Genomic DNA, 21,519 nt, shown 5'->3' on the forward strand with positions numbered 1-21,519 from the left:
TTACCCCCTAATGGAACATTGTAACGGATTAAAATTAAAGGACAATTCCCAGGACACCCCTTCGATGAGCTCGTACAGGCTGTAATGGGTTTCATAGGTAAACATATCCTGGCTGTCGCCGAAGATGATATGTTTGAGCTCCCCCAGGCAAAGTTCATGTTCCAGCAAACTTTCCATCTGGAAGAATTTTAATCCAAGGATCTCATCACCCTTAACCCCCTTAAGGCTGTTGTAGATCTCAACCCCCGGTTTGCCGGGAAAGCCCTTCATGGCAATGGTCTTGTAAAAAACCAGACGGTCAATGCCGTCGGCAGCCGGGTAGTCGTCTCCTGCTACCCTGGCCATTACCGCCAAGGGTTCCAGCATCTCGGACAACTGGATTAAAATATTGTATCGATCCACCATGGCAAAAAAGGACGCCAGGGTAAATCCCTGTTCCAGCTCAATCAGATGGGACAGGAGCTTTAACGGGCTGCCGGAAAATAATTTTCCTTTTTTTTCAATTTTCCCGTTTTTTCTCAGCGTCAGTTTTTCCATGGATTATTTTTCCTGTGGGACGGCGTCAAGTTGGATCATAAATTCAGATCCGCGCCCCTTTTCAGTGGTAAAGGAAATTTCTCCCTTGTGCTCTTCTATAATTTTTTTAGTGGTCATCAGACCAAACCCTGTGCCTCTGGCTCCTTTGGTGGTGATGAACTCCTTAAACAGCGAACGGCTGACCGCCGGATCCATGCCCGGGCCGTTATCCCGGATCCGGTAGACCACCCGGCCCTTGTTTTCAGTCACAGTGACGGCAAGGCTTTTGTTTTCAGCACCCGGCTCAAATGCATCCAGGGCATTGGTCAGAATATTGTGGAGGGCGTTGGTCAGGGCATCGGTGTCCATAAGGACCCTCGCCCTCCCGTCCAATGGGGACAGGGTCAGTTTGATCTTTTCCTCCTGTGCCCGGTGAATCAGCAGAGATATTGCTTCTTCTGCCGGTGCGTTGGGATCCGTCTCCAACAGCTTGAGCCGGCTGGTCTTGGCGTAATTGAGCAGGTCCAATGATAGATTGGTAATCTTGTCAATATTTCCCTTCATCATTTCCCAGCCCTTGACCAGGTATTCCCTGTTTTCGTTTTCAATGCCCTGTTCAAGGATAAAGGAAGACCCCTTTAGCCCGCCGGCAATATTTTTGATCACGTGTGACATCCCGGCCACGGTCTGGCCGATGGTAACCAGTCCCTGGGTCTCATCCAGTTTTTTATCCTTTTCCCTGATCAGGGATTCAAGGTCGTCCATGTGTGCCTGGATCCTGGAATTGATTGAAATCCGGTCCACGGCTTTGGCCACAGCCGATTCGATCTCCTGGGAATCAATGGGTTTGGTGATGAAATCAGCCGCCTCGTACTGAAGGCTTTTCACGGCCAGGTCCATATCCCCGTGCCCGGTGATCATAATCACCTCTGTTTCCGGGTTTATCCCCTTGATGCGGCGCAGCAGTTCAATGCCGTCTATTCCCGGCATCTTAATATCCGTAATCACAATATCCGGGCGTTCTTTCTCGAAAATGGCAAGCCCCCTGTCCCCGTCCGGGGCCAGGAGCATGTTAAACCCGGCATGGCCCAGGGTGATGTTCAGCACATTCCTGATCCCCTCTTCATCATCCACGAGGAGGATGGTATACCTGCGGTCTGCCTTATCCATTTTCACCTTCCTTTGGCTCATTTTCCCCGGGATCAAACAGAATGATAAATGTGGCGCCGCCCTCTTTATTATTGTGCACTGAAATTTCCCCGCCGGATTCCTGGATGATGCCATAGGAAATTGAAAGGCCGAGTCCTGTGCCCTGCCCAACGTTTTTGGTGGTGAAAAAAGGTTCGAAGATTTTGTCCATATCCAGCCGGGCTATACCCGTTCCCGTATCCTTTATTTTGACCCGAATCCGTTCCTTTTCCTGACTTGTTTCCAGGGTAATCTGCTTGAGTCCGTTTCTGGGAGCGGCACCTGCCGAAACGCCTTCTTTTTGTTCAAATTTGCTGACAATGGCGTCCCGGGCATTGATAAGCAGGTTAATAAAAACCTGTTCCAGCCGCACTGGATCTGCTGCAATCTTGGGGAGGCCGCCGCCCAGTTTCCATACGACATTGATTTCCCGGAGTTTGAGCTGCTGGCTGAAAATATCAAATGCCCGTTTCAATACCTCATTAATATCCACAGGCTCTTTTTTAAACTCCGACTTACGTCCGAATAGCCGCATATGATTGGTGATTTTGGACGCCCGGTCAACGTGGGTTTCGATTTCACTGGACAGGGTCCTGAGGATCTCCCGGTCCACTTCCTGTTCAGATGCCATTTTTCTGGCAATAAAGCCGGACGCCGTCTTGATCACAGACAGGGGCTGGTTCAGCTCATGGGCCACCCCTGTGGCCATCTCACCTAAAGTGGCCATTTTGCCCGCCTGGATAAGTTGGTGTTCCGTTTCTACGGAATGGGTCACATCCACGGTAATGACGATGAGCACATTTTTTCCTTCGAATTCAGCCGGGCGGATCCAGATATTGACGAAGATATAATCCTCATCTTTTTTCACATTCACCGCCCGTTCGTGGACGGGTTTTGACAAATTGGTCTGAATTTTTCTGAATTCGCTCACCCCAGGAAAGAGCATCACAAACCCTTTCCCCAAAAAATCCTCCCGGTCATACCCGTAAACGCTGATAGCCGCATCGTTGCAGTCCTGAAAAGACATATTCTCCCGGTCCAGAATAAACACGGGGTGGGGGATATTTTTAAAAATGGCCTGGTATTTTTTCTCGGAAATCCTGACTTTTTCCTCTAGTTTTTTTCTGTGGCTGATGTCCAGGCTCATTTCCATGGCTGCCGTAACATTGCCCTCTTCGTCGGTCAAGGGCGCTGTTTTCACAAACCAATGGGCTTCGGAACCATCCCGGTTCACCCCGGATTCCTCGCTGAAGTGGGGTTTCCCGTCAAGGAATGTCTTTTCCACCGGGCAGTTCAGACATTTGCTGGCCAGCCCCTTGTATGCGGCGTAGCAATACTGGCCGTATTGCGGGTTGAACTTGCGGGCAAATTCCTGGTTGAATTCAATGAGTTCATAGTCTTTGTTCTGGACGGTGATGGTGCAGGGCACCTGTTCAAACAGATACTGGTACCTGGTTTTTTCCCGGTTAAGCTGATTCTGTTTTTCCTGAATTTCCCGGCCCATGGAATTGATGGCCGAAGAAAGAAGGCCGATTTCGTCTTTGGATGCCACCGGCTGCTCCAGCCGGTCGAACCGGCCCCGGGCGATGTGGCGGGTCGCCTTGATAAGGCGATTGATGGGGCGGGTGACAATAAAAAGTATGATGATACAGATGGTGGCCGCCAGAATGGCAAAGAGATAGACGGCCGTCCATAGGTACATTTTCCGGCTCTGGGAGATCTCTTCCTTCACCGCTTCCAGGGAGACCACCACATCCAGGGATCCCAGTTTCTTTATGCGGCGTGGGTGGTAGTGGCATTGCGCCGTGGAACAGGACGGAGCGTTGAGAATGGGGTTGATCACCCCCAGTTTAAGTTCCCCGTTTTCCGAGGTAAAAACCCGGGTCCTCGCCTTGATGTCCGGCTCCATAACCGGCGGGTCCACCTCATGGCAGACCCTGCAGGAAATATCCTGTTTTTTGGCGGAGGTGCCGATTTCCGGAGGAACATTGGAGAACCGGACCTGGCCCTTGCAGTTATATACGCGGATCTGCTGGATGTCATTGTACTCAGCCATGGAGGCCATGATGTCCTGCATGTCCTCGGTGGGGGAATGAAGCATGGCAAACCAGGTCAGCTTCAGCACTGAATTGCAGAATTTATCCACGTCGGACACGGCCTTGTCTATGAGCATCCGTTCCTGGTACCGGATGGAAAAATGGGACCATATAAAAATACTTGCAAAAAGGACCGTGCCGACAGGTACGAGTAGCTTAAATGCCAGCCCGCTCCTTGTGTTCAGTCCTGATTCCGCAGTTCTTTTTTCCATGGTCCCTTCCGTATGGGTCGTGGCCACTAACCAGTGAGAATCTGGTTAACGGTTTTCAATAATTCATCCTTGTCAAAGGGTTTGGCAAAAAAAGCCTCGGCTTTGGGAATGGAGTATTTGCGGCCTGAGAGGCCGGAAATAACCACAACCGGTGTTGAGAACCCCTTTATTTTCGAAATTTTTCTAAAAAACCTGGGACCCCACTCTTCGGGCATTTCCAGATCCAGGGTGATGAGGTCCGGGGAATTTGCCTGGAACACGTCAAAGGCGTCTTTACCGTCCTGGGCAATGCAGGTGTCATATCCGTTGTCCTGAAACAGGGCGTCCAGATAGCGGGTAATGGCCGGATCATCGTCTACAATCATTATTTTTTTTGTCATTGCAGGCCTCCTTATTCTTTTTTGTGGCACTCGCCGCAGAGCAGCGGTCCTTTTCCCTTGTCAATATGGCAGGTTCTGCACTGGGTATGGTATGCATTGGCCAGGGCCATTTTGTTTTCAGGCGTCGCTTTAAGGCTGTGGCACTCGGAACAGGGGCTGTCCTCGCTGGACTCCCCTTCCACAATTTTGCCGTTTTCCCAGACGTGGTGACAGACCTCGCAGTCTTCAACTCCGGCGGCTTCATTGTGGGTATCGTGGTCAAACAAGGCCGCAGGCCGTTTTAGGGTGTCAAAGGCCGAGGCGTCAATGCGGCTTTGTTCACTCTCTTCATCCTGGCCCACGGCAAGCCCCATTGTTACCAGGGTCAAGAGGATAAACGCTAGGGTAATAATCTTTGTTTTCATCTTTTTCTCCCGGTTTATTTGCCTTTATATACTTTTTTATCCATGGTTTCGAAAATGATGTCTCCCAGGAATTTAACTTCCATACCAAGTTCGTAGTGGTGGACAATATCCTCCAGGCCGGAATGGCAGTTGTGGCATGGGGCAATGAGCACCTCGGCACCGGTTGCTTTCAATTGTTCCGCCTTGACCCGGTTGTTTACCATGCGTTCGCCCTTGTAGGGTGGGCCGCAGTTGATGACGCCGCCTCCGGCGCCGCAGCAGTAGTTATGCTCCCGGTTGGGAGTCATTTCAACAAAATCATCGCAGATCATGTTCACCACCCGCCGGGCCATGTCGTGGAGCCCCCTGCCCCTGGATACGTTGCAGGGGTCGTGGAGGGTGACCTTTTTACCGTATTTTTCTTTTATGGTAATCCGGCCCTGGGTGAGCAGTTCATGGTAGAATTCCAGTGCATGGACCACCTCAAAGGGCGGCATGCCCCAGGAGACCCATCGGTTGCCCACATCGTAGATGGACCGGAATGCATGGCCGCATTCCCCCATGACGATGCGCTTGACCCCGAGTTCGGCGGCCTTTTCATAAAAGGTCCTGGCGATACGCCCGGAGATTTCGTTGTCCCCGGTGTACATGGCCATGTTGGAATTGTCCCAGCCCGGCATGGATGGCATGGTCCAGTTCATGCCGGCGGCATGCATCATCACGGCGGCCTGGTAGATCAGGCCGGCCTGGAACTTGGGTTCCGGCGCAATCACCGAGTACATGAGGTCTGCACCCCGTTTGTCCAGAGGGATACGCAGGTTTTCGAATTCCTCCCTGGCATCCTCTTCCTGCCACTGGAGGGTGTCGATCCATTCGTCTTCTTTCACCCACATCTGGTTCAGGGTCACGGAATGGGAGTTCACCGTATCCTGGATGTACTGGGGGGTGATCTCAAGTTTGTGGCAGATCCGGCGGACCATGAGCATCATATAGGCGATGTCGATGCCGAAGGGACAATACATTGAACACCGGCGGCATACATTGCACTCCAGGTGGCAGATGTGAACGGCCCGTCTCAGGAAATCCTTGGATACATCTCCCTTTTTATCGATCATTTCCCAGACCGTCTGTTTCACCTTGGCTGCCGGGGAGTAGCTCGGGTCCCTGTCATTGGACAGAAAATAGGAACAGGCGTCGGCGCAGAGGCCGCAGCGCATACAGGTTTCCACATAGGTCTTGAACCGGGCACCGGTTTCCTTTTCCAGAACCTGGTTGATGGTATTGATAATCCGGTCACGGGTCAGCCGTTCAAGGCCTGCCTCGACCGCCGGGTCTGTCGCTTTTTCCATTGTTTTATTTTCCATGGCTGATGGCTCCTTGTTCTCCTTGTAAATATTACCAGTCCCGTGCGTGTCTGACGTTGCCGAATTCCGATCCGGTATAGGCCCGGGTCAGGGGGGCGGTGATCATATGCGCCAGCCGTGAAAAAGGTATGATAATCAACATAAACTCACCGGTTAAAATATGTATGATGGTCATCCACCGGTAGGCAACGACCTGGTGATAGGCAAGAAATCCGGTCAAAAAAGGAAGCAGGACGATGGAAAGCAGCACAAAATCCTTGGCCGAGGTGAGAAACTTGATTTCCGGAACCATGATCCTGCGTCCGCCGAAAAACACCAGAGCGGCGATGATGACCACGGTGAGCAGATCCGCCAGGCCGTCGTTAAGTACGGGCCAGGAGATATTGAATGCCTCCTCAACCAGCACCACATGGGCGGAAAGAAAAATGGGCACCGCAAACAAGGCCAGGTGGAAGACATAGGAGATCCCGTAGAATATGGGCTGCTGCCGGGTGGACCGGGGGAAAAACGGGATGAGCCAAGCGCCGATGGACCGCAGGCTGTGGAACAGCGTCAGATAGGTAAAAATATAGGGCTCTGTTTCCCTGATCTCCCGGATAACTGCGGCCAGTTTCCAGCATAGTCCCCCGAAAAAGACCAGGAAGGAAATCCAGACCATGGGCCCCATGATAAAATCAATAAATCCGTTCATTTTTATTCTCCTTACAGAGCGATAATGCGCCGTTTGTAAATCCCGTCTTCAATTCCCTTGACCAGGACCTTGTCTCCCTCCGGACTGACCACGGGATCGGCCATGTATTCATAGGGTCCGGTCACCACCTTGTCGTTCACGGCAGTGAAGAACCGGCCGTCTTTTTCATAGCTCACCGCCACTACGGAACCGTCGGCGGTCATATCCGGTGTAAACACTTTGTCGCAGGAAAGCTGCCAGGCCTTGTCATCCTGGGCCACCCCCCATACGCCGTTATTCTTGAATACGGCGGCAAGGCTGCTGCCGTCCCCGGAGAAATAGATGTCCCTGACCATGGTGTCCCAACTCAGTGTCCATGGCCTGTCGTTTCTGGCCACGCTCCACCTGCCGAAGGTGGTGGCCACCACTGCGGCAATGTCGGTATTGGCTGCATTTCCGGCCAGGCGCCAGATATTCTCATAGCCGCTGGCCCATAGGGGCTGGTTGTCTTTGTAGAGATACCATTTACCGCCGGTCCGCACCGGTGCGACCACGGATTTGCTGCCGCCGTCCCCGTTGCAGAACATGGGCCGCCATACCGCCTGGTACCGGCCATCCCAGGGCTTTCCGTCCACGGCAATGCCGTATTTTTCCCGATCGAAACGTGCGGCCCAGGCAATGGATTGACCGTCCTGGTCAAAGCAGAGGTCCCAGATGTTCAGGAAACGTTCTTCCAGTGCCTCTCCATTCACGGCAACTGAAAACAGCCCCTTGGAAAAAGCGTCCACATCGGCGGCCGCCATGGAGTCCACCTGTACCACGGCAGCGGTTTTCCCCCCCCGGCCCAGGACCATCTGGGTAATCTGCTCAAAATTTTCCTCCCAGGGCTGGTCCTCCACGGCCATGCCGTATTCCATGTCACGCTGGAAGGCAAGACCGATGCTGCCGTCGGGGCTGGCCTTCAGGTCCCAGATAAAATCAAACTGATTGGACCAGGGCGTTCCGTCCACCACCAGGGACCATTCTTCATCCTGGCAGGCGCAGACGGCCAGACGCCCGTCGGGCATAGCCTTCAGGCTCCAGGCCTTTTCATGTTCCCCCTCCCAGAGTTCGCCGTTGACACAGATCCCGAAGGCCATTTCATCCACATTGACGATGGCGGCTACGGACTCTCCGTCCGGCGTAATACAGGGATCCTCCACCCAATTGAAGCGGGATTCCCATTCTTTCACCGGTATCTCTTTGAGTTGGGTGCTCCAGTCCCATGATTGTTTTTCTTCCATATTTATCTCCGACTAGGGTTAGAAAAATTGACGTTTTCCAATTCTCCGATCACAGTGTCCAGTGAGGCCACAGTTAAAGGTTTTTCAATGAACCGGTCAATCCCGGCTTCTTGTATTTCCTGCTCCAGGTCATCGGTGGTAATGGTGGCCATCAGGATCCGGGTAACGCCCGGCTGAATTAGGGCAGCCTGCCTGAAAAACTGGACACCGTCCATATCCGGCAGAAAATAATCCGATACCACAACATCCACACGCTGGTATTTGAGCGCGTTAAGCCCCTCCTGTGCAGTTTTGAAAATCAGGCAATGGGTGCTGGACGTATCAAAAAAAACCTTCAAGGACTCCCTGACATGCTTATCCTGGTCGATGAGCATGATGCGCAGCCGCTGTTTTTCAGACATGTTCCAATCCCCCTGCAATTAGGTTGCTTCTGGCTTTACCGCCTACCTTCCTTAGTATATTGCAGAAACCATACCACCCCCAATATAGTTTTTTAACAGGCTGAATTAAAAAGGATTAAACACCCAAGGACTTCCTTAATAGCGGTGGCCCTGCTGGTTTTTGGAAAGGTTGCTAATTTTTGGAATCCGTATTTTTGAAAAATTAAGAAAAATAGGAAAATTTATATTTCAGAGGGCCTGTTTCCTCCGGCAATCCGGTTACGATAGTCGGTCAGCGCCAAGTAAAACCCACCCAGGGAGAGTTCTGCGCAATGATAATGGTCGTCTGGCAGGGTTTCAAGATACTCGGCCACCTGGTCCGGGGTAATTTCCCAGGCCTGGTCCGGCGTCTTTCCCTTTGCCATATGAACAACGGTGTTGCAGCAGGCCGTGGTGTGCAGGCAACCGTCCACTTCAAAGGAGATAATATCGAGTTTTCCCTTGTCCACCATAATAAAGAATTCCACTTTGTCACCGCACTCCCCTGTCCGGGAACCGTAGCCATGGGGGTTTTCAATCCGTTCCCTGTGATCTGCCTTATATGCCATTTCAAGGAACTGAAGGGAGTGCCTGTTCCAAAAATCCTGGTCTTCCACAATTGTCCTCCGTAAGTGACGGTTATAAACCGATGGATTAATCCACCTTAAACAACGGAGAAATATACCAGAATTTTGAATAAATGTCGCTGAGCCGAAAAAACTAATTGAAATTCCCCCGGAAAAATTCTTATTCCCGGGGAATTTCTCTAATTTTCAAACGCTTAAAGCGAGTTCTCAGAGAGCCCCTTCGGCTTTGAGTCTTGACACGGTCGCATCAAATTCGTTCAACAGCGCCTTGCTTTTTGGATGGACCCTGGAAAAAACCAGGTACATTTTCTGGGTTTTCAAGGGAGCGGTGTTGCCGAAATCTTCGTTTTTCCCCTTGCCCAGGGTTGTCTGGGCCTCGGCATTTCCCACATCTATATTTTCAATCATGAGATCGGCACGCCCGGCATTAAGCATTTTCCAGGCCAGTGCGCCCGTTGAAACAACATGCAGCTTGACGCCCCTTTTTTTCAACTCTTCTTCATACCAATAGGAGGCAATGCCGACCACCTTTAAATTCTGCGCCTTTAAATCATCCAGGCTTTTGACCTTCAGGCCGTCGGGGAATCTGGATTTTTTATAAAAGCCCACCTCTTTTGACAGGGAAAGCTCATTTACCGGGTATAGCATCTGGTCCACCCGGTCCTTGGTTTTGGACCAGGTAAACGTCGCCACATACTCCCCTTTTTTGGTCAGCTCCCACACCCGCTTCCAAGGCATAAACTCAAATTGGACCTCATGCCCCATTTCCTTGAATACTTTTTTGATGATTTTACTGTGCAGGCCGTATCCGTCCAGGGTTTCCCCGATGAAAGGGGCCCATTCCCCTGTGGCCAGGGTGATGGTTTCGCCGAAACAGGGTATCGTACCCAATAGAAAAATTCCGAACACCAAAAATACGATCTTTTTTTTCATGGATGTCATCCTTTCCTTGCGGTTAATGGGGTTGGCTGAGCGGCCACGAATTTAAATCCTGACCGAATCTTATATCCGGTTCCGATTTCCACGCCCGCCTGTCTGACCCAAGGAAAGCCGGCTTGAAAATCGTAATAACCACGGAGATGGAGCAAAGGGATGTAATTGTAAATTTACGCCAATTATACTGGGCTTGTCAATGGCGGCGGATTAATTCATTGATTCTTGATTTGGATCAATTCCAGGCGTTCCCAAAAAATATAATATGCATTAACGGATAACCAAAAAGAAAAGGAAATTCAAAATGGCTGATTCACAAAAAAGCCTGATCAAAAATATAGAGTTCTCCCGGGCGGTGGACATCAAAGACCTGGTGGATTACGAAGAAGGACGCGTGGTAAGCCGAACCTTTGCTGCCAAGCCCCATGTCAACATCACCCGTTTTTCCTTTGACCGTGGTGAGGAAATTTCGGCCCATACCTCTCCCGGCGATGCCATGGTTCAGGTCCTGGACGGAACGGCCAGAATCACCATCAACGGCAAGGTGACAGAGGTTAGCGCCGGGCAGATTATCGTCATGCCGGCCAATGTGCCCCATGCCGTTTATGCCCGGCAGCGGTTCAAAATGCTGCTTACCGTGGTGAAACAGCCTGTGGGGATACAAAAAGGCTGAAGGCATGGGCTGTTTATGATTATTCAGCCTCTGGCCTGAAGACCATAGGCGATTTTCCGCTTTTGTGCTAATATCACCCAGTTAACCCAAAACGGAGATCAGCATGCCGACCATTACATTTAACGCGTTTTCTTTTTTACAGAAAAAACTGAAAAAAAAGCAGATAGCCTATCAAAATGCACAGCTTGAGATAGCCAAGGATTCAACCCCGGCCGATTTGATCAGGCAGATGGGGCTGGGGAAAGACGAGGTTGAGGTGGTCTTTCTCAACGGTAAGGTTGTCCCCTTTGACACCCCCATCCGTGACGGGGACAGGCTGGCCTTTGTCCCCCAGGGAACGCCGGGGCCATACCGGGTATTCCTGGGATTTAAAAACCCTGAAAACCAGTCCTCCTCCGGCACTGATTAATGAGAATCGATCAATGGAAAAAGGTTAATGATAAAATATTAACGAAAAAAACGGTGGTGAAATTGACGGGAAAATAAAAAAGGCCCGGATTATCATGTGAATAATCCGGGCCTTTTTATCGGTTTAATGCGTGGTATTGAGAAGGATCACAAATCCAAGGATCCCCCAGATGCCGGTGAACCATCCCATAAAAAGGATGTTTTTAATTCTGCCGGCCAGACCAAACTTTTTTTCCATTATTGTTTATCCTGCTTATTCTAAATTGGGCGCGTCAATTATCTGTATTGTCGGTTATTCCAGGGTTTCTGCATACACTTGGATGACATGCTTCACCGTAACCTTGTCATGGTTCTGGGAGAGCATATCCCGGATCTGCATCATACAGGCCGGACATGAGGTGGCCACCACACCGGCGCCGGTGGCCAGGATGCTGTCCCGTTTTTTCATGCCGATGGACTTGGACAGACTGTAGTTCTGCAGATTAAAACTGCCGCCGTTTCCGCAGCAGGTATTGGCGCCGGCCATTTCCACCAGTTCGCAGTCGGCACTGGCCTTGATGAGCTGCCTGGGCTGCCGGCTGACTCCAAGAGATTTTTCCAAATGGCAGGGGTCGTGGTAGGTGACCTGTTTCACTGCTGCCTTATCGGCCCCGGCCGGTGCCACATTCAGAACATCCACCAAAAACTGGCTGATATCCATTGTTTTTTCGGCCCACTGCCCGGCACGGTATCTGGCCTTTGAGTTTTCCGGCGCCATCATGGGCCAGATCTCCTTAATGGTGGCCGTACAAGTGGCGCAGGGGGTGATCAAATAATCAAAATCCCCGGCTTCAAACAGGTCCACATTATGGGACAACAAACTGTTAAAGGTATGTTGTTCTCCCGAGGCAAGGGCTGGGATGCCGCAGCAGGCCTGCCCTTTGGGCATAAAAATACCCACACCGTGGTGGTTGAGCACCCGTAATACGGCCTCCCCGATTTCCGGATTCATCTTGTCGGTGACGCAGCCTGGGAAAAATGCCACCCGGAGGCCGGATTTACCGGCCGGCGTATCCAGCGATGTGCAGATTTTATGGAACGGTTTTTTCGCCAGGGGCAGAAAATGCCGTTCCCCGATGATATTGGACAACAGCGTTGAGCATCTCGTGCCCAGGGCAGGATCAGCCTTGGATGTCCCCAGGTTCTGGAACCTTGACGCCGCCGTGACCAAAGTGTCCATACGTTCCGGGTGTTTAAGCATTCCCCTGAAAATGAGCTTTTTCACAGGGGAAAGCCCGAGGTACTCGGTGAGGGCGGCACGGGCCTTGAGAAAAATCTCAAGAATCTTCACCCCGCTGGGACAATTGGCCGCACAGGTACCGCACATGAGGCATTTTTCGATCCGGGCCTTGGCCCCTTTGGCGTCGGTGAGCAGTTCCTGTGACAGGCGTTCAAGAAGGAAAATTTTCCCCCTGGCCACATCCCCTTCATCACCGGTCTCTTTAAACACCGGACAGACCGCCTGGCACATCCCGCATTTCATGCAGTCGGTCAGCTGGTTTTCTATATCTTTCAGGCATTTTGCCAGTGCATTTAAATCCGACATATTACATTCCTATGATTTTTCCGGGGTTAAGAATGGTATTGGGATCTATGGCTGCCTTCATGGTCCGTGAAAAATCAATGGACGACTGGCCCACCTCGTTTTTCATGAAACCGGCCTTGGCAATGCCGATGCCGTGCTCTCCGGAGAGGGTCCCCCCCAAGTTCAGGGCCGCATCAAAGAGGTCGCTGACGCATTGCTCCACTTTGTGCCATTGTGCAGTGTCCCTGCGGTCCGTTAAAATGGTGGGGTGGAGATTACCGTCACCGGCATGGCCGAAGGTACCGATGGAAAGATCATATTTTTTAGCCAGGCCTTCGATGGCTGAAACCATTGCCGGAATCTTGCTCCGGGGTACGGTGGCGTCTTCCAGTACCAGCGTGGGTTTAAGACGTGCCAGGGCAGATAGTGCCGCACGGCGGGCTTCCCATACCTTTTCCTTTTCAGCCTCATTTTGGGCCACCTGGATTTTCCGGGCACCCATTTTTTTACAGATTTCCTCCAAACGGGCGCCGTCCTCGGCCACCTCTCCGGGGTGGCCGTCCACCTCGATGAGCAACAGAGCCTTTGCATCCCTGGGGAGCCCGACTTTTGCAAAATCTTCAACCGCGTTGATGGTGAAATTATCCATCAGTTCCAGGGTGCAGGGAACGATTTTGTCCGCTATGATGGCGGCAACGGTCTGGGTGGCGTCCTCAACGGTATCATAGATGGCCATCATGGCCTTGGAGGCTTTCGGGGGCGGAATCAGCTTCAGGGTAATTTCGCTGAACACCCCCAGGGTGCCTTCAGAAGCCGTCATCAGTCCGGCCAGGTTATACCCGGTGACGCATTTTACGGTTTTGGCCCCGCTGGTGACCAGGTCTCCTTGGGCACTAAAGAATTCCACCCCCATGACATAATCCTTGGTCACCCCGTATTTAAGGCCCCGCAGGCCGCCGGCATTTTCAGCCACGTTGCCGGCGATGGTTGACACCGCCTGGGACCCCGGATCGGGCGGGTAAAACAGGCCCTTGCCCGCAACCTCGGCCGCCAGGGCGGCGGTGACCACGCCGGGTTCAACCCGGGCATACATGTCGGCTTCGTTGATTTCCAGGATCCGGTTCATTCTGTTGGTAAGAAGCACAATCCCTTCTTTCATGGGAATGGTGCCGCCGGAAAGGTTGGAGCCTGCCCCTCTTACGGTAACGGGCACACCGTTTTCATTACACAGGGCCAGAACCTTGCCGATTTCCTCTGTCGACCCGGGCCGGACTACAGCCGCGGGAGAGACCGGATCAAGTACAGCCGCGTCGTAGGAATAATTCTGGCGGTCCACCTCGGCCGTCATCACCCCGTTTTTGCCGCAGATATTTTCAAACTCGGTAATTAAAGATTTTGAAAGCATTTATAATATCCTTTCCAATTAAAACGTACCGGGGAAAATAATGTAAATGTAAGCCAGGGCAAGACCGCCGGCGATAATGCCGTAGAGGATACAGGGGATCATGGTGCGGCGGATAATGGTGCCTTCCATCCCCACCAGGCCCACGGTAGCGGATGCGGCCACGACATTATGCACACAGATCATATTGCCCATGGCGGCCCCCACAGCCTGCATGGCCACAATGATCTCATGGCTGGAACCGATCTTGGATGCAATCCCGTACTGGAAATCGGCAAACAGGAGATTGGACACGGTGCAGGACCCGGTGATAAATGCACCCAGCGCCCCCACGTAGGAGGCCATCACCGGCCATGCCGCGCCGGTGATTCCGGCAACGAACTCTGCCATGGTCAGGGGCATGGAAGAATATCCCCCTGCCCCGTTGGCGGACTGCTTGAGGATCTCTACCATGGCCACGGCAAAAAGCATGGCAATGGTTGGATTTTTCATTTTTACAATGGAATCTTTCCAGGCCGTCTTGACCTTGCCGGCAGGAATCCTGTGGAGAAAAATGGTAATGACAGCAACCAGCATGAAAGGCACCACACCGGGAAGGTAAAGCGGTTTCATGGCAAAGTTGACGGTCTCAAAGCCCAGGATATGGGGAAATGAAATCACCCAGGAGGTGACCCAGCCTTTAAAGGGAAGGGATCCGATACGGGTGAGCACCAGGAGGCCGGCAATGAGGACATAGGGCATCCATGCAGCGACCTGGCCCATTTTGGGTGTAAGGTTGTTGGAACCGGGCTGGATCTCTCCCACCCAGTCTTTTTCCCAGGCGGCGCGTTCTCCAAACTCCCATACATCCTTGGGCAGGAACATTTTTTTCTTGGCACCGGCAACGACCAGTGCAAGGCCCAGCAGGCCGCCCAGAAGGGAGGGGAACTCAACGCCGAATACCAATGCGGTGAACAGATAGGGAAGAGAGAAGCAGACGGCAGCGAACATGGCGAATTTCCATGCCCCCATCCCTTCTTTCCAGGATTTATTCTTGCCGAAAAACCGGGTGAGAAAGCAGACAACAAACAGGGGGAGCAGAAAGGAAACCACTCCGTGGGTCAAGGCTGAAAATATGCCCACGTCTTTCATGAAGGCGTCAAAGGAAGCGACTGCACCTGAGGCGCCGTCGGCGGCAATGGCTTGTTCAACAGTTGTTTTCAGGGTTTTAAGGCCGAACCAGATGGGGGTGCCCACCGCCCCGAAGGTCACGGGTATGGAGTTGAGCATCAGGCAGACACAGACGGCAGCCAGTGCAGGAAACCCAAGGCCGAGCAGCAGAGGGGCGCCAATGGCAGCAGGGGTGCCGAATCCGGCAGACCCCTCAATGAAGGCCCCGAATAAAAACGCGATTATAATGGTCTGTACCCGGCGGTCCGGGGAGATGGTGGTAAAGCCGTAGGAAATTGTCTCCATTGCCCCGCTTTCCCGCAGGGTATAAAGAATCAGAATCGCGCCGAATACGATGATCAGGACGTTTATGGCGCTGCCGAAACCGCTGAGGGTGGCTGCTGCGACCAGGCCGGCCGGCATTTTCCAGATAGCGGCACCGATAATGGCACAGGCCAGCCAGGCCAGGGGCATGGCTTTGGTGGCAGGCCATCTCAGACCCACCATGAAAATCAAAACGATGGCAATTGGGATAAAGGCAACAAACGCAAGCAAACCGAGAGACATTTTTCCTCCTTTTAAGTGAACCTAAAAATTGCATTCACTGTTTTAAATTCTAAATGATAAAGAACAAGGTATCGTGTTATATTGGAATTCAATATCATTCCCAGCCTGTTTTCAGGCAGTTTGGTTTAAAACAGTGAACCCCCTCCGGGAGCATCTTTTGGCAGGGTACCCGCGCGTTGTTTTCCTGTCCCATATTCAGTACCCAAAGACACCTGCAACTTTTAGATTAAAAATTAATCAACGCATGCCCCCCGTTACAGATTCCGTGCCATCGTTTATAAGGTCTTGTAATCATGCATTAATTGGAAAATTATCCATTTTTTTGGATAAAAAATCATGGAATACCGGGCACCAATGGTCCGAAAAAACAGACCATTAAAATGGGTTTGCCCCCCGGCCTCATAGAATATTCCTATATATTCCTGCGGTTATGAATGTAGTCTGTTTTTTCGGACTCATGGGGTTCCTGCCGATTATAGAATTCTGGTATATCCCTTGCCCCGGTTTATCCCACCTCGGCTCCGATTTTTTTAGGATTCCCGCAGCAATGCAGTCAAATTTAATGGCATGAAACTTGCCATCTTGCCTCAGCACCTGTTTTTCGGGTAAACTGAACCAATTATTTTTATCAAGGCAAACCAATATGGGCTTATTTAAATACGTTCTTACGATCATCGCTGTGCTGCTGTTCGCCGGATCCGGCGCCATGGGTGCAAACCTGGCAGACAAGCGGATTTTATACTTGAATTCCTACCACAACGGATATGCCTGGTCCGACGGCATCCTGAAGGGCATCCGTCTCGTACTGCCCAGGGAGATTCAGAACTTGAATTTCCAGGTGGAGTACCTGGATACAAAGCAGTACAGTACTGCCGCCATGCGGGAAACCGTATATAATTTTCTGAAGAATAAATACAGGGATGACCGGTTTGACGTGGTCATTACCTCGGACAATGCGGCCTTTGAATTTGCCATCGCCCACAGGAAAGCCCTTTTTGCTGGTGTCCCCATTGTTTTCTGCGGCCTTAATAACTATCGTCCGGAAATGATCCAGGGCAGAAAGGGAATCACCGGCATTGCCGAAAGCGTGGATTTCAGCAGCAATCTTGAAATTGCCCGGAAGCTGCATCCAAATGCCCGGCAGATGATGGTCATCGGCAACAACAGCGTCACCTCCGAGGCGATTATACGTGAAATCAAAGAGACCATTGAAAAGGATAAAATTGACTTTCCCATCTCCTTTATCACAGGATTCCGTATTGAAGAGTTAATCGCCGGGAAGCGGTCCTATTTCAATGATCTGCCGCCGGACACCCTGATTTACACCGTGCCGGGATATGAAGAAAGCAACGGCATCTTCTACGGTTCAGAGGAGATCTGCCGCATGGTCTGCAATGCCGTCAACCTGCCGGTTTACAGTTCATGGGTATTCCTGGCCGGCACCGGCATTGTTGGGGGCAAACTGGCCTCCGGGGTAGAGCACGGAAAAACAGCAGCCGGTGTGGCCCTTAGAATCCTTAACGGGGAAAACCCCGATACTATTCCGGTAAAAACCCGGGGCGGCCATGCCTATGTCTTTGATTACCAGGTGCTTAAACGATTCAAGGTGGATACCTCCCTGCTGCCGGAAAACAGCCGGCTCATCAACCAGCCATATAATTTTTACCGGCTCAACCGTCAGCTTTTCTGGGGGATTATCGGTGTCATGGCGGTTTTAGCCGGTTTAGTCCTCCTACTGGTCCTGAACATGGACCAGAAAAAAAAGGCCAACCTGGCCATGGAGGCCTCTAAAAAGCAGCTGCGCCTGATCTTTGACAGTATCCCCCACCTGGTTTTCTGGCAGGACCGGGACCTGAAACTGGTGGATGTCAACCAGTCCTTTCTGGATTTTTTCAATGTCCGAGACAAGGAAACCATCATTGGACAGGACATTTCATCTGTACCGGACCTGGTTTATACGGCCGAGGCATCCAGGCAGCGGGGCAGGGAAATCCTGGAAACCGCCACCCCCTGCTATGCCAAGCTGGTTAAAATCCAGCGCCGCAGCCAGGAGCAGATATGGCTTGAAATCAACAAAATTCCCATTATCGACAAGAATGGACAGGTGGCAGGCGTTCTGAGCACGGCCGAGGACACCACAAAAAAAATAAATCTGAAAAAACAATTGGCCCAGGCCCAGAAAATGGAGGCCCTTGGAATATTGTCCGGGGGCATTGCCCATGATTTCAATAATATACTTACTTCCATTATCAATTCGGCAGAACTGGCCATTGACGACGTACCCGAGAATTCCATGACCCGGAAAGATCTTGAACGGGTACTGTCGGCGGGAAGAAGGGGTGCCGCCCTTGTCAAGCAGATCCTCACTTTCAGCCGGCCCGGCCACGTGAGATTCAGGAAAATGAATATTTCCAGGGTGGTTGCCGATGCCATGGCCCTTGTTGAAACCTCCCTGCCGGGCAATATAGAGGTGGTCACGGATATCGGACAGAATGAATTCTGGTGCCAGGGGGATGCCACCCAGATCCACCAGGTGGTCATGAACCTGTGCACCAATTCCTTCCAGGCCATGGGCGGCATGGGCGGACGCCTGGAGGTCATGCTCAGGGACCGGGTGGTCGAAAACGGCAATACATCCGATACCGGCATAAAGCCGCTCAATGTCCCGGAAGGCAATTATGTGGCGCTGACCGTGTCTGATAACGGGCCCGGTATTGATCCGGAAATACTGGATAAAATCTTTGACCCCTTTTTTTCAACCAAGGGGAAAAATATCGGTACCGGACTGGGGCTCTCCATGGTCCACGGCATCGTCCAGGGCCACAACGGAGGCATCTCCATAACCAGCAGGCCATTTGACCGGACCCGGTTTACCATTCTCATTCCCAAGATGGATGACGAGGGTGAAGAGGAATTACCGACGGAAGAAAACAGCACCTCCGGCCAGGGGCGCATACTATTTGTGGAGGATGATCCGGAACAGCGGGAAAGCGTCCCCAGGATCATAGAAAAACTTGGATACCGAGTCTTCCCAGCGGAAAGTGCGGTGGTCGCCCTCGATATTCTGGACCGTTCCTCACAGGATTACGATCTGGTGATCACAGATTATGACATGCCTAAAATCAGCGGCCTTGACCTGGCAAAGGAGCTTAAAAAAAGAATGCCTGATCTCCCGGTGATCATGGTTTCGGGCCGGAATGTGGAATTCAGCCGCCAGGAATCGGGCAATATCAAGGAATTTATTGTAAAGCCCTATGATAAAACCACACTTTCCAAGGCCATCGGCGACGTGATATAAGATGGGGATATGGCACGGATACTGATCATAGATGACGATAACAATTTCTGCGAAACCATGGAAAGCCTGGTCCTTCGCATGGGCCACGACTTTCTTTCCGCCGGTAGTCTCTCCCTGGGGATGGAACTGCTCCGGACCCAGGAAATTGACATTCTGCTTCTGGATGTCCGCCTGCCGGATGGTGACGGACTGGCCGCCCTGCCCCGGATCAAGGAAATCGCCTTTTCCGTTCCGGAAATTTTTATCATCACCGGTCTTGGAGACCCGGACGGTGCGGAGACCGCCATTGCCCAGGGGGTATGGGATTACATCGTCAAGCCCACCTCCGTGAAAGAAACCCGGCTGAGCCTGACCCGGGCCCTGACTTACAGGGAGGAGAAAAAAAGCAAATACCAGGCCGTTGCCCTGGATCTTACCCGGATCATCGGGGAATCTCCGGCCATGAGGCAATGCTTTGAAACCATGGCAAAGGGCGCCCTGTCCAACGCCCCGGTGCTCATCACCGGCGAGACCGGGACGGGCAAGGAGCTTTTTGCCCAGACCATCCACCACAACAGCCCCCGCCAAAAAAAGGGATTTATTGTCGTGGACTGTGCCTCCCTCACAGAAACCTTGCTTGAGAGCACCTTGTTCGGCCATAAAAAAGGCGCCTTTACCGGAGCGGTGGAAAAGCGGGACGGCCTGGTCAAACTGGCCCACCGGGGCACGCTTTTCCTTGATGAAGTCGGGGAAATGCCCCTGTCCACCCAGAAATCATTTCTCCGGGTGCTCCAGGAAAAAAAATTCAGGCCATTGGGCGAAACCGTTGAGGAAAAAAGCGATTTCCGCCTCATTGCCGCCACCAACCGCGACCTTGAGGCCATGGTGGAAAAGGGCAGCTTCCGCCAGGACCTGCTGTACAGACTTAAGACCGTCCACCTCAATCTGCCCCCCCTGCGAAAGCGGGGAAAGGACATCAAACGCCTGGCCATCTACCGTACCAACCAGCTCTGCGATGAATACGGCCTGCCGGTAAAGGGATTTGAACAGGGATTTTTCGATACCCTGGACGCCTATCCCTGGCCGGGCAACGTTCGGGAGTTGTTCAATGTACTGGAAACGGCCTTTGTGGCTTCGGGCAACGAAGGCACCCTCTATGCCATGCACCTGCCCGGCACCATCCGGATCCAGGTGGCCAAGGCCTCCATTGAAAAGGGGCAGGCCCAGGACAGGCCGTCCCCCCTGCCCGGATCCGCCCCTGCCTTTTCCCAGGGGAAATTCCCTGGATTCAAAGCCTATAAGCAGGATATGGAACGGTGTTATCTTGAAAGTGTTATCGATGCGGCAGACGGCAATGTCCGGACCATTCTGGAGTGGTCAGGACTGTCAAAATCCCACTTCTACAGCCTGTTGAAAAAATACAAAATAGCCATATAGATTATGAAAATTCACCGGTTTTACGGTGTCTTGGCCTGACAGGTCATCCTGAAAAACCGTTGAACCGGGTTCAGGGTATGGCCGGTATCTTAAGGTCCCCGGCCTGGTCGGCCAGAGCCGCAAGTTCCTCATAATAGTCGGCCAGGTCCGGGTCTGGATGGCGCAGGTTATACTGCCTGAACCGCCAGAAGGCAGCCGCCGTTGCCGCATACACCAGGAACGGGATGAACTGCTCCCTTTCCCGTCGGCTCAGGGGACGGCGGTTCTGGTATCCCCTGAGCATCCCGTCGATTTTATCCCGGTCAAACTGGCCGCGGGCCGAGCAGCAGCCCACAGCAGCCATGCCCAGATCGTAGAGCAGATAATACAGGCTGGCCTCTTCAAAATCCAGCACCGCTGACAGCCTGCCCTTGTCGAACAGCAGATTATCCCAGAATATATCACCGTGGATAAATCCCCGGGCCATGGCCGGGTCCAGTTCCCCTTTCAGCCAGGTCTCCTTTTCTGCCAACCAGTCTTTGAAGGGATGGGAGAGCCCCTGGGAATCAAGGACTTCATCAAAATGGCCGAGGCCGTAAGGAAAGGCCTGGGGCAGGCCTGCAGGAGGCTCAAGCTCATGCAGTTTGGCCATGGCGTCTCCCACCTGTTCCAGCATGGACCTGTCCAGATCCCTGACCACCTTCCCTGGCAGGAATTCCTTTATATACACCGGTTTTCCGTCGTGGATGATGAAACTGGAGCCCTCTGCGGTATGGACAGCCCGGGTGGAGGGGAAACCGCCGGCGTCAATATAATCCAGCACCCGGGTCAGGACCTCAACCTCGTCAGGCGTCTTTTCATCGCATACACAAAGGGTGAAATTTCCCTTGGAAAGGTTCAGCCGGTAGGAAGAATTGGCCTGTCCCCCGGAAAGGGGCACCGCCTTTTCGGCCCGGCCCAGGTCGTAACTGCCTAAAATATCGTTGATGTCCTTAACATCTAATTTTGTGTAATCGGCCAATGACATCTCCT

19 protein-coding genes are annotated in these 21,519 nt (G+C 52.3%); 4 read left to right on the forward strand and 15 right to left on the reverse strand.

Features of this window, described 5'->3' with window-relative positions; all coding sequences use genetic code 11:
- From HUN04_00810 to HUN04_00860, 11 genes are all read right to left on the reverse strand, one after another.
- On the reverse strand, positions 1 to 537 hold the full coding sequence (locus HUN04_00810) for a hypothetical protein (protein WDP88362.1): 537 nt from the start codon (positions 535 to 537) through the stop codon (positions 1 to 3).
- A gap of 3 nt (positions 538 to 540) precedes the next feature.
- Positions 541 to 1,686: a response regulator gene (locus HUN04_00815; protein ID WDP88363.1), complete on the reverse strand. Its 1,146-nt coding sequence runs from the start codon at positions 1,684 to 1,686 to the stop codon at positions 541 to 543.
- The gene (locus HUN04_00820) at positions 1,679 to 4,012 is read right to left on the reverse strand and encodes a PAS domain S-box protein (protein WDP88364.1); all 2,334 of its coding nucleotides are present in this window, start codon (positions 4,010 to 4,012) and stop codon (positions 1,679 to 1,681) included. Before HUN04_00820 ends, HUN04_00815 begins: the two co-directional genes overlap by 8 nt.
- Positions 4,013 to 4,038: 26 nt before the next feature.
- On the reverse strand, positions 4,039 to 4,392 hold the full coding sequence (locus HUN04_00825; protein WDP88365.1) for a response regulator: 354 nt from the start codon (positions 4,390 to 4,392) through the stop codon (positions 4,039 to 4,041).
- Positions 4,393 to 4,403: 11 nt separating this feature from the next.
- Positions 4,404 to 4,745, reverse strand: a complete 342-nt coding sequence (locus HUN04_00830) for a cytochrome c3 family protein (protein ID WDP93112.1) — start codon at positions 4,743 to 4,745, stop codon at positions 4,404 to 4,406.
- Positions 4,746 to 4,810: 65 nt separating this feature from the next.
- The gene (locus HUN04_00835) at positions 4,811 to 6,139 is read right to left on the reverse strand and encodes a (Fe-S)-binding protein (protein WDP88366.1); all 1,329 of its coding nucleotides are present in this window, start codon (positions 6,137 to 6,139) and stop codon (positions 4,811 to 4,813) included.
- Positions 6,140 to 6,170: 31 nt separating this feature from the next.
- Positions 6,171 to 6,830 carry a nitrate reductase gene (locus HUN04_00840; GenBank protein ID WDP88367.1) on the reverse strand — a complete coding sequence of 220 codons (660 nt, stop codon included), beginning with the start codon at positions 6,828 to 6,830 and terminating at the stop codon, positions 6,171 to 6,173.
- An 11-nt stretch (positions 6,831 to 6,841) separates the two neighbouring features.
- On the reverse strand, positions 6,842 to 8,092 hold the full coding sequence (locus HUN04_00845) for a Tmc redox complex protein TmcD (GenBank protein WDP88368.1): 1,251 nt from the start codon (positions 8,090 to 8,092) through the stop codon (positions 6,842 to 6,844).
- 2 nt (positions 8,093 to 8,094) lie between these two features.
- The gene (locus tag HUN04_00850) at positions 8,095 to 8,493 is read right to left on the reverse strand and encodes a response regulator (GenBank protein ID WDP88369.1); all 399 of its coding nucleotides are present in this window, start codon (positions 8,491 to 8,493) and stop codon (positions 8,095 to 8,097) included.
- Between the two features lie 221 nt (positions 8,494 to 8,714).
- On the reverse strand, positions 8,715 to 9,128 hold the full coding sequence (locus HUN04_00855; GenBank protein ID WDP88370.1) for an iron-sulfur cluster assembly scaffold protein: 414 nt from the start codon (positions 9,126 to 9,128) through the stop codon (positions 8,715 to 8,717).
- Positions 9,129 to 9,305: 177 nt separating this feature from the next.
- On the reverse strand, positions 9,306 to 10,031 hold the full coding sequence (locus HUN04_00860; protein WDP88371.1) for a transporter substrate-binding domain-containing protein: 726 nt from the start codon (positions 10,029 to 10,031) through the stop codon (positions 9,306 to 9,308).
- Positions 10,032 to 10,335: 304 nt separating this feature from the next.
- On the opposite strand from HUN04_00860, the gene HUN04_00865 reads away from it, so the two are divergent.
- Both HUN04_00865 and HUN04_00870 read left to right on the forward strand, forming a co-directional pair.
- On the forward strand, positions 10,336 to 10,704 hold the full coding sequence (locus HUN04_00865) for a cupin domain-containing protein (protein WDP88372.1): 369 nt from the start codon (positions 10,336 to 10,338) through the stop codon (positions 10,702 to 10,704).
- A gap of 103 nt (positions 10,705 to 10,807) precedes the next feature.
- Positions 10,808 to 11,113 carry a MoaD/ThiS family protein gene (locus tag HUN04_00870; GenBank protein WDP88373.1) on the forward strand — a complete coding sequence of 102 codons (306 nt, stop codon included), beginning with the start codon at positions 10,808 to 10,810 and terminating at the stop codon, positions 11,111 to 11,113.
- A 291-nt stretch (positions 11,114 to 11,404) separates the two neighbouring features.
- Here HUN04_00870 and HUN04_00875 read toward each other — a convergent pair whose 3' ends face one another.
- Genes HUN04_00875 through HUN04_00885 form a run of 3 tightly spaced genes read right to left on the reverse strand, consistent with a single transcriptional unit; the run spans position 11,405 to position 15,794 of the window.
- Positions 11,405 to 12,697 (reverse strand): (Fe-S)-binding protein, encoded by a 1,293-nt coding sequence (locus tag HUN04_00875; GenBank protein WDP88374.1) that lies wholly within the window; start codon positions 12,695 to 12,697, stop codon positions 11,405 to 11,407.
- A 1-nt stretch (position 12,698) separates the two neighbouring features.
- Positions 12,699 to 14,081 (reverse strand): FAD-binding protein, encoded by a 1,383-nt coding sequence (locus HUN04_00880; GenBank protein ID WDP88375.1) that lies wholly within the window; start codon positions 14,079 to 14,081, stop codon positions 12,699 to 12,701.
- An 18-nt stretch (positions 14,082 to 14,099) separates the two neighbouring features.
- Positions 14,100 to 15,794, reverse strand: a complete 1,695-nt coding sequence (locus tag HUN04_00885; GenBank protein ID WDP88376.1) for an L-lactate permease — start codon at positions 15,792 to 15,794, stop codon at positions 14,100 to 14,102.
- A 643-nt stretch (positions 15,795 to 16,437) separates the two neighbouring features.
- Here HUN04_00885 and HUN04_00890 point away from each other — a divergent pair.
- Both HUN04_00890 and HUN04_00895 read left to right on the forward strand, forming a co-directional pair.
- A complete protein-coding gene (locus HUN04_00890) occupies positions 16,438 to 19,092 on the forward strand; it encodes a response regulator (GenBank protein WDP88377.1) in 2,655 nt (884 codons plus the stop codon).
- Between the two features lie 9 nt (positions 19,093 to 19,101).
- Complete coding sequence (locus HUN04_00895) at positions 19,102 to 20,508, forward strand: sigma-54-dependent Fis family transcriptional regulator (GenBank protein ID WDP88378.1); 1,407 nt, start codon at positions 19,102 to 19,104, stop codon at positions 20,506 to 20,508.
- 70 nt (positions 20,509 to 20,578) lie between these two features.
- On the opposite strand, the gene HUN04_00900 is transcribed toward HUN04_00895, so the two are convergent.
- A complete protein-coding gene (locus tag HUN04_00900) occupies positions 20,579 to 21,508 on the reverse strand; it encodes a homoserine kinase (GenBank protein ID WDP88379.1) in 930 nt (309 codons plus the stop codon).
- Positions 21,509 to 21,519 lie beyond the last annotated feature (11 nt).

This window comes from Desulfobacter sp. (assembly GCA_028768525.1).
GTDB lineage: Bacteria > Desulfobacterota > Desulfobacteria > Desulfobacterales > Desulfobacteraceae > Desulfobacter.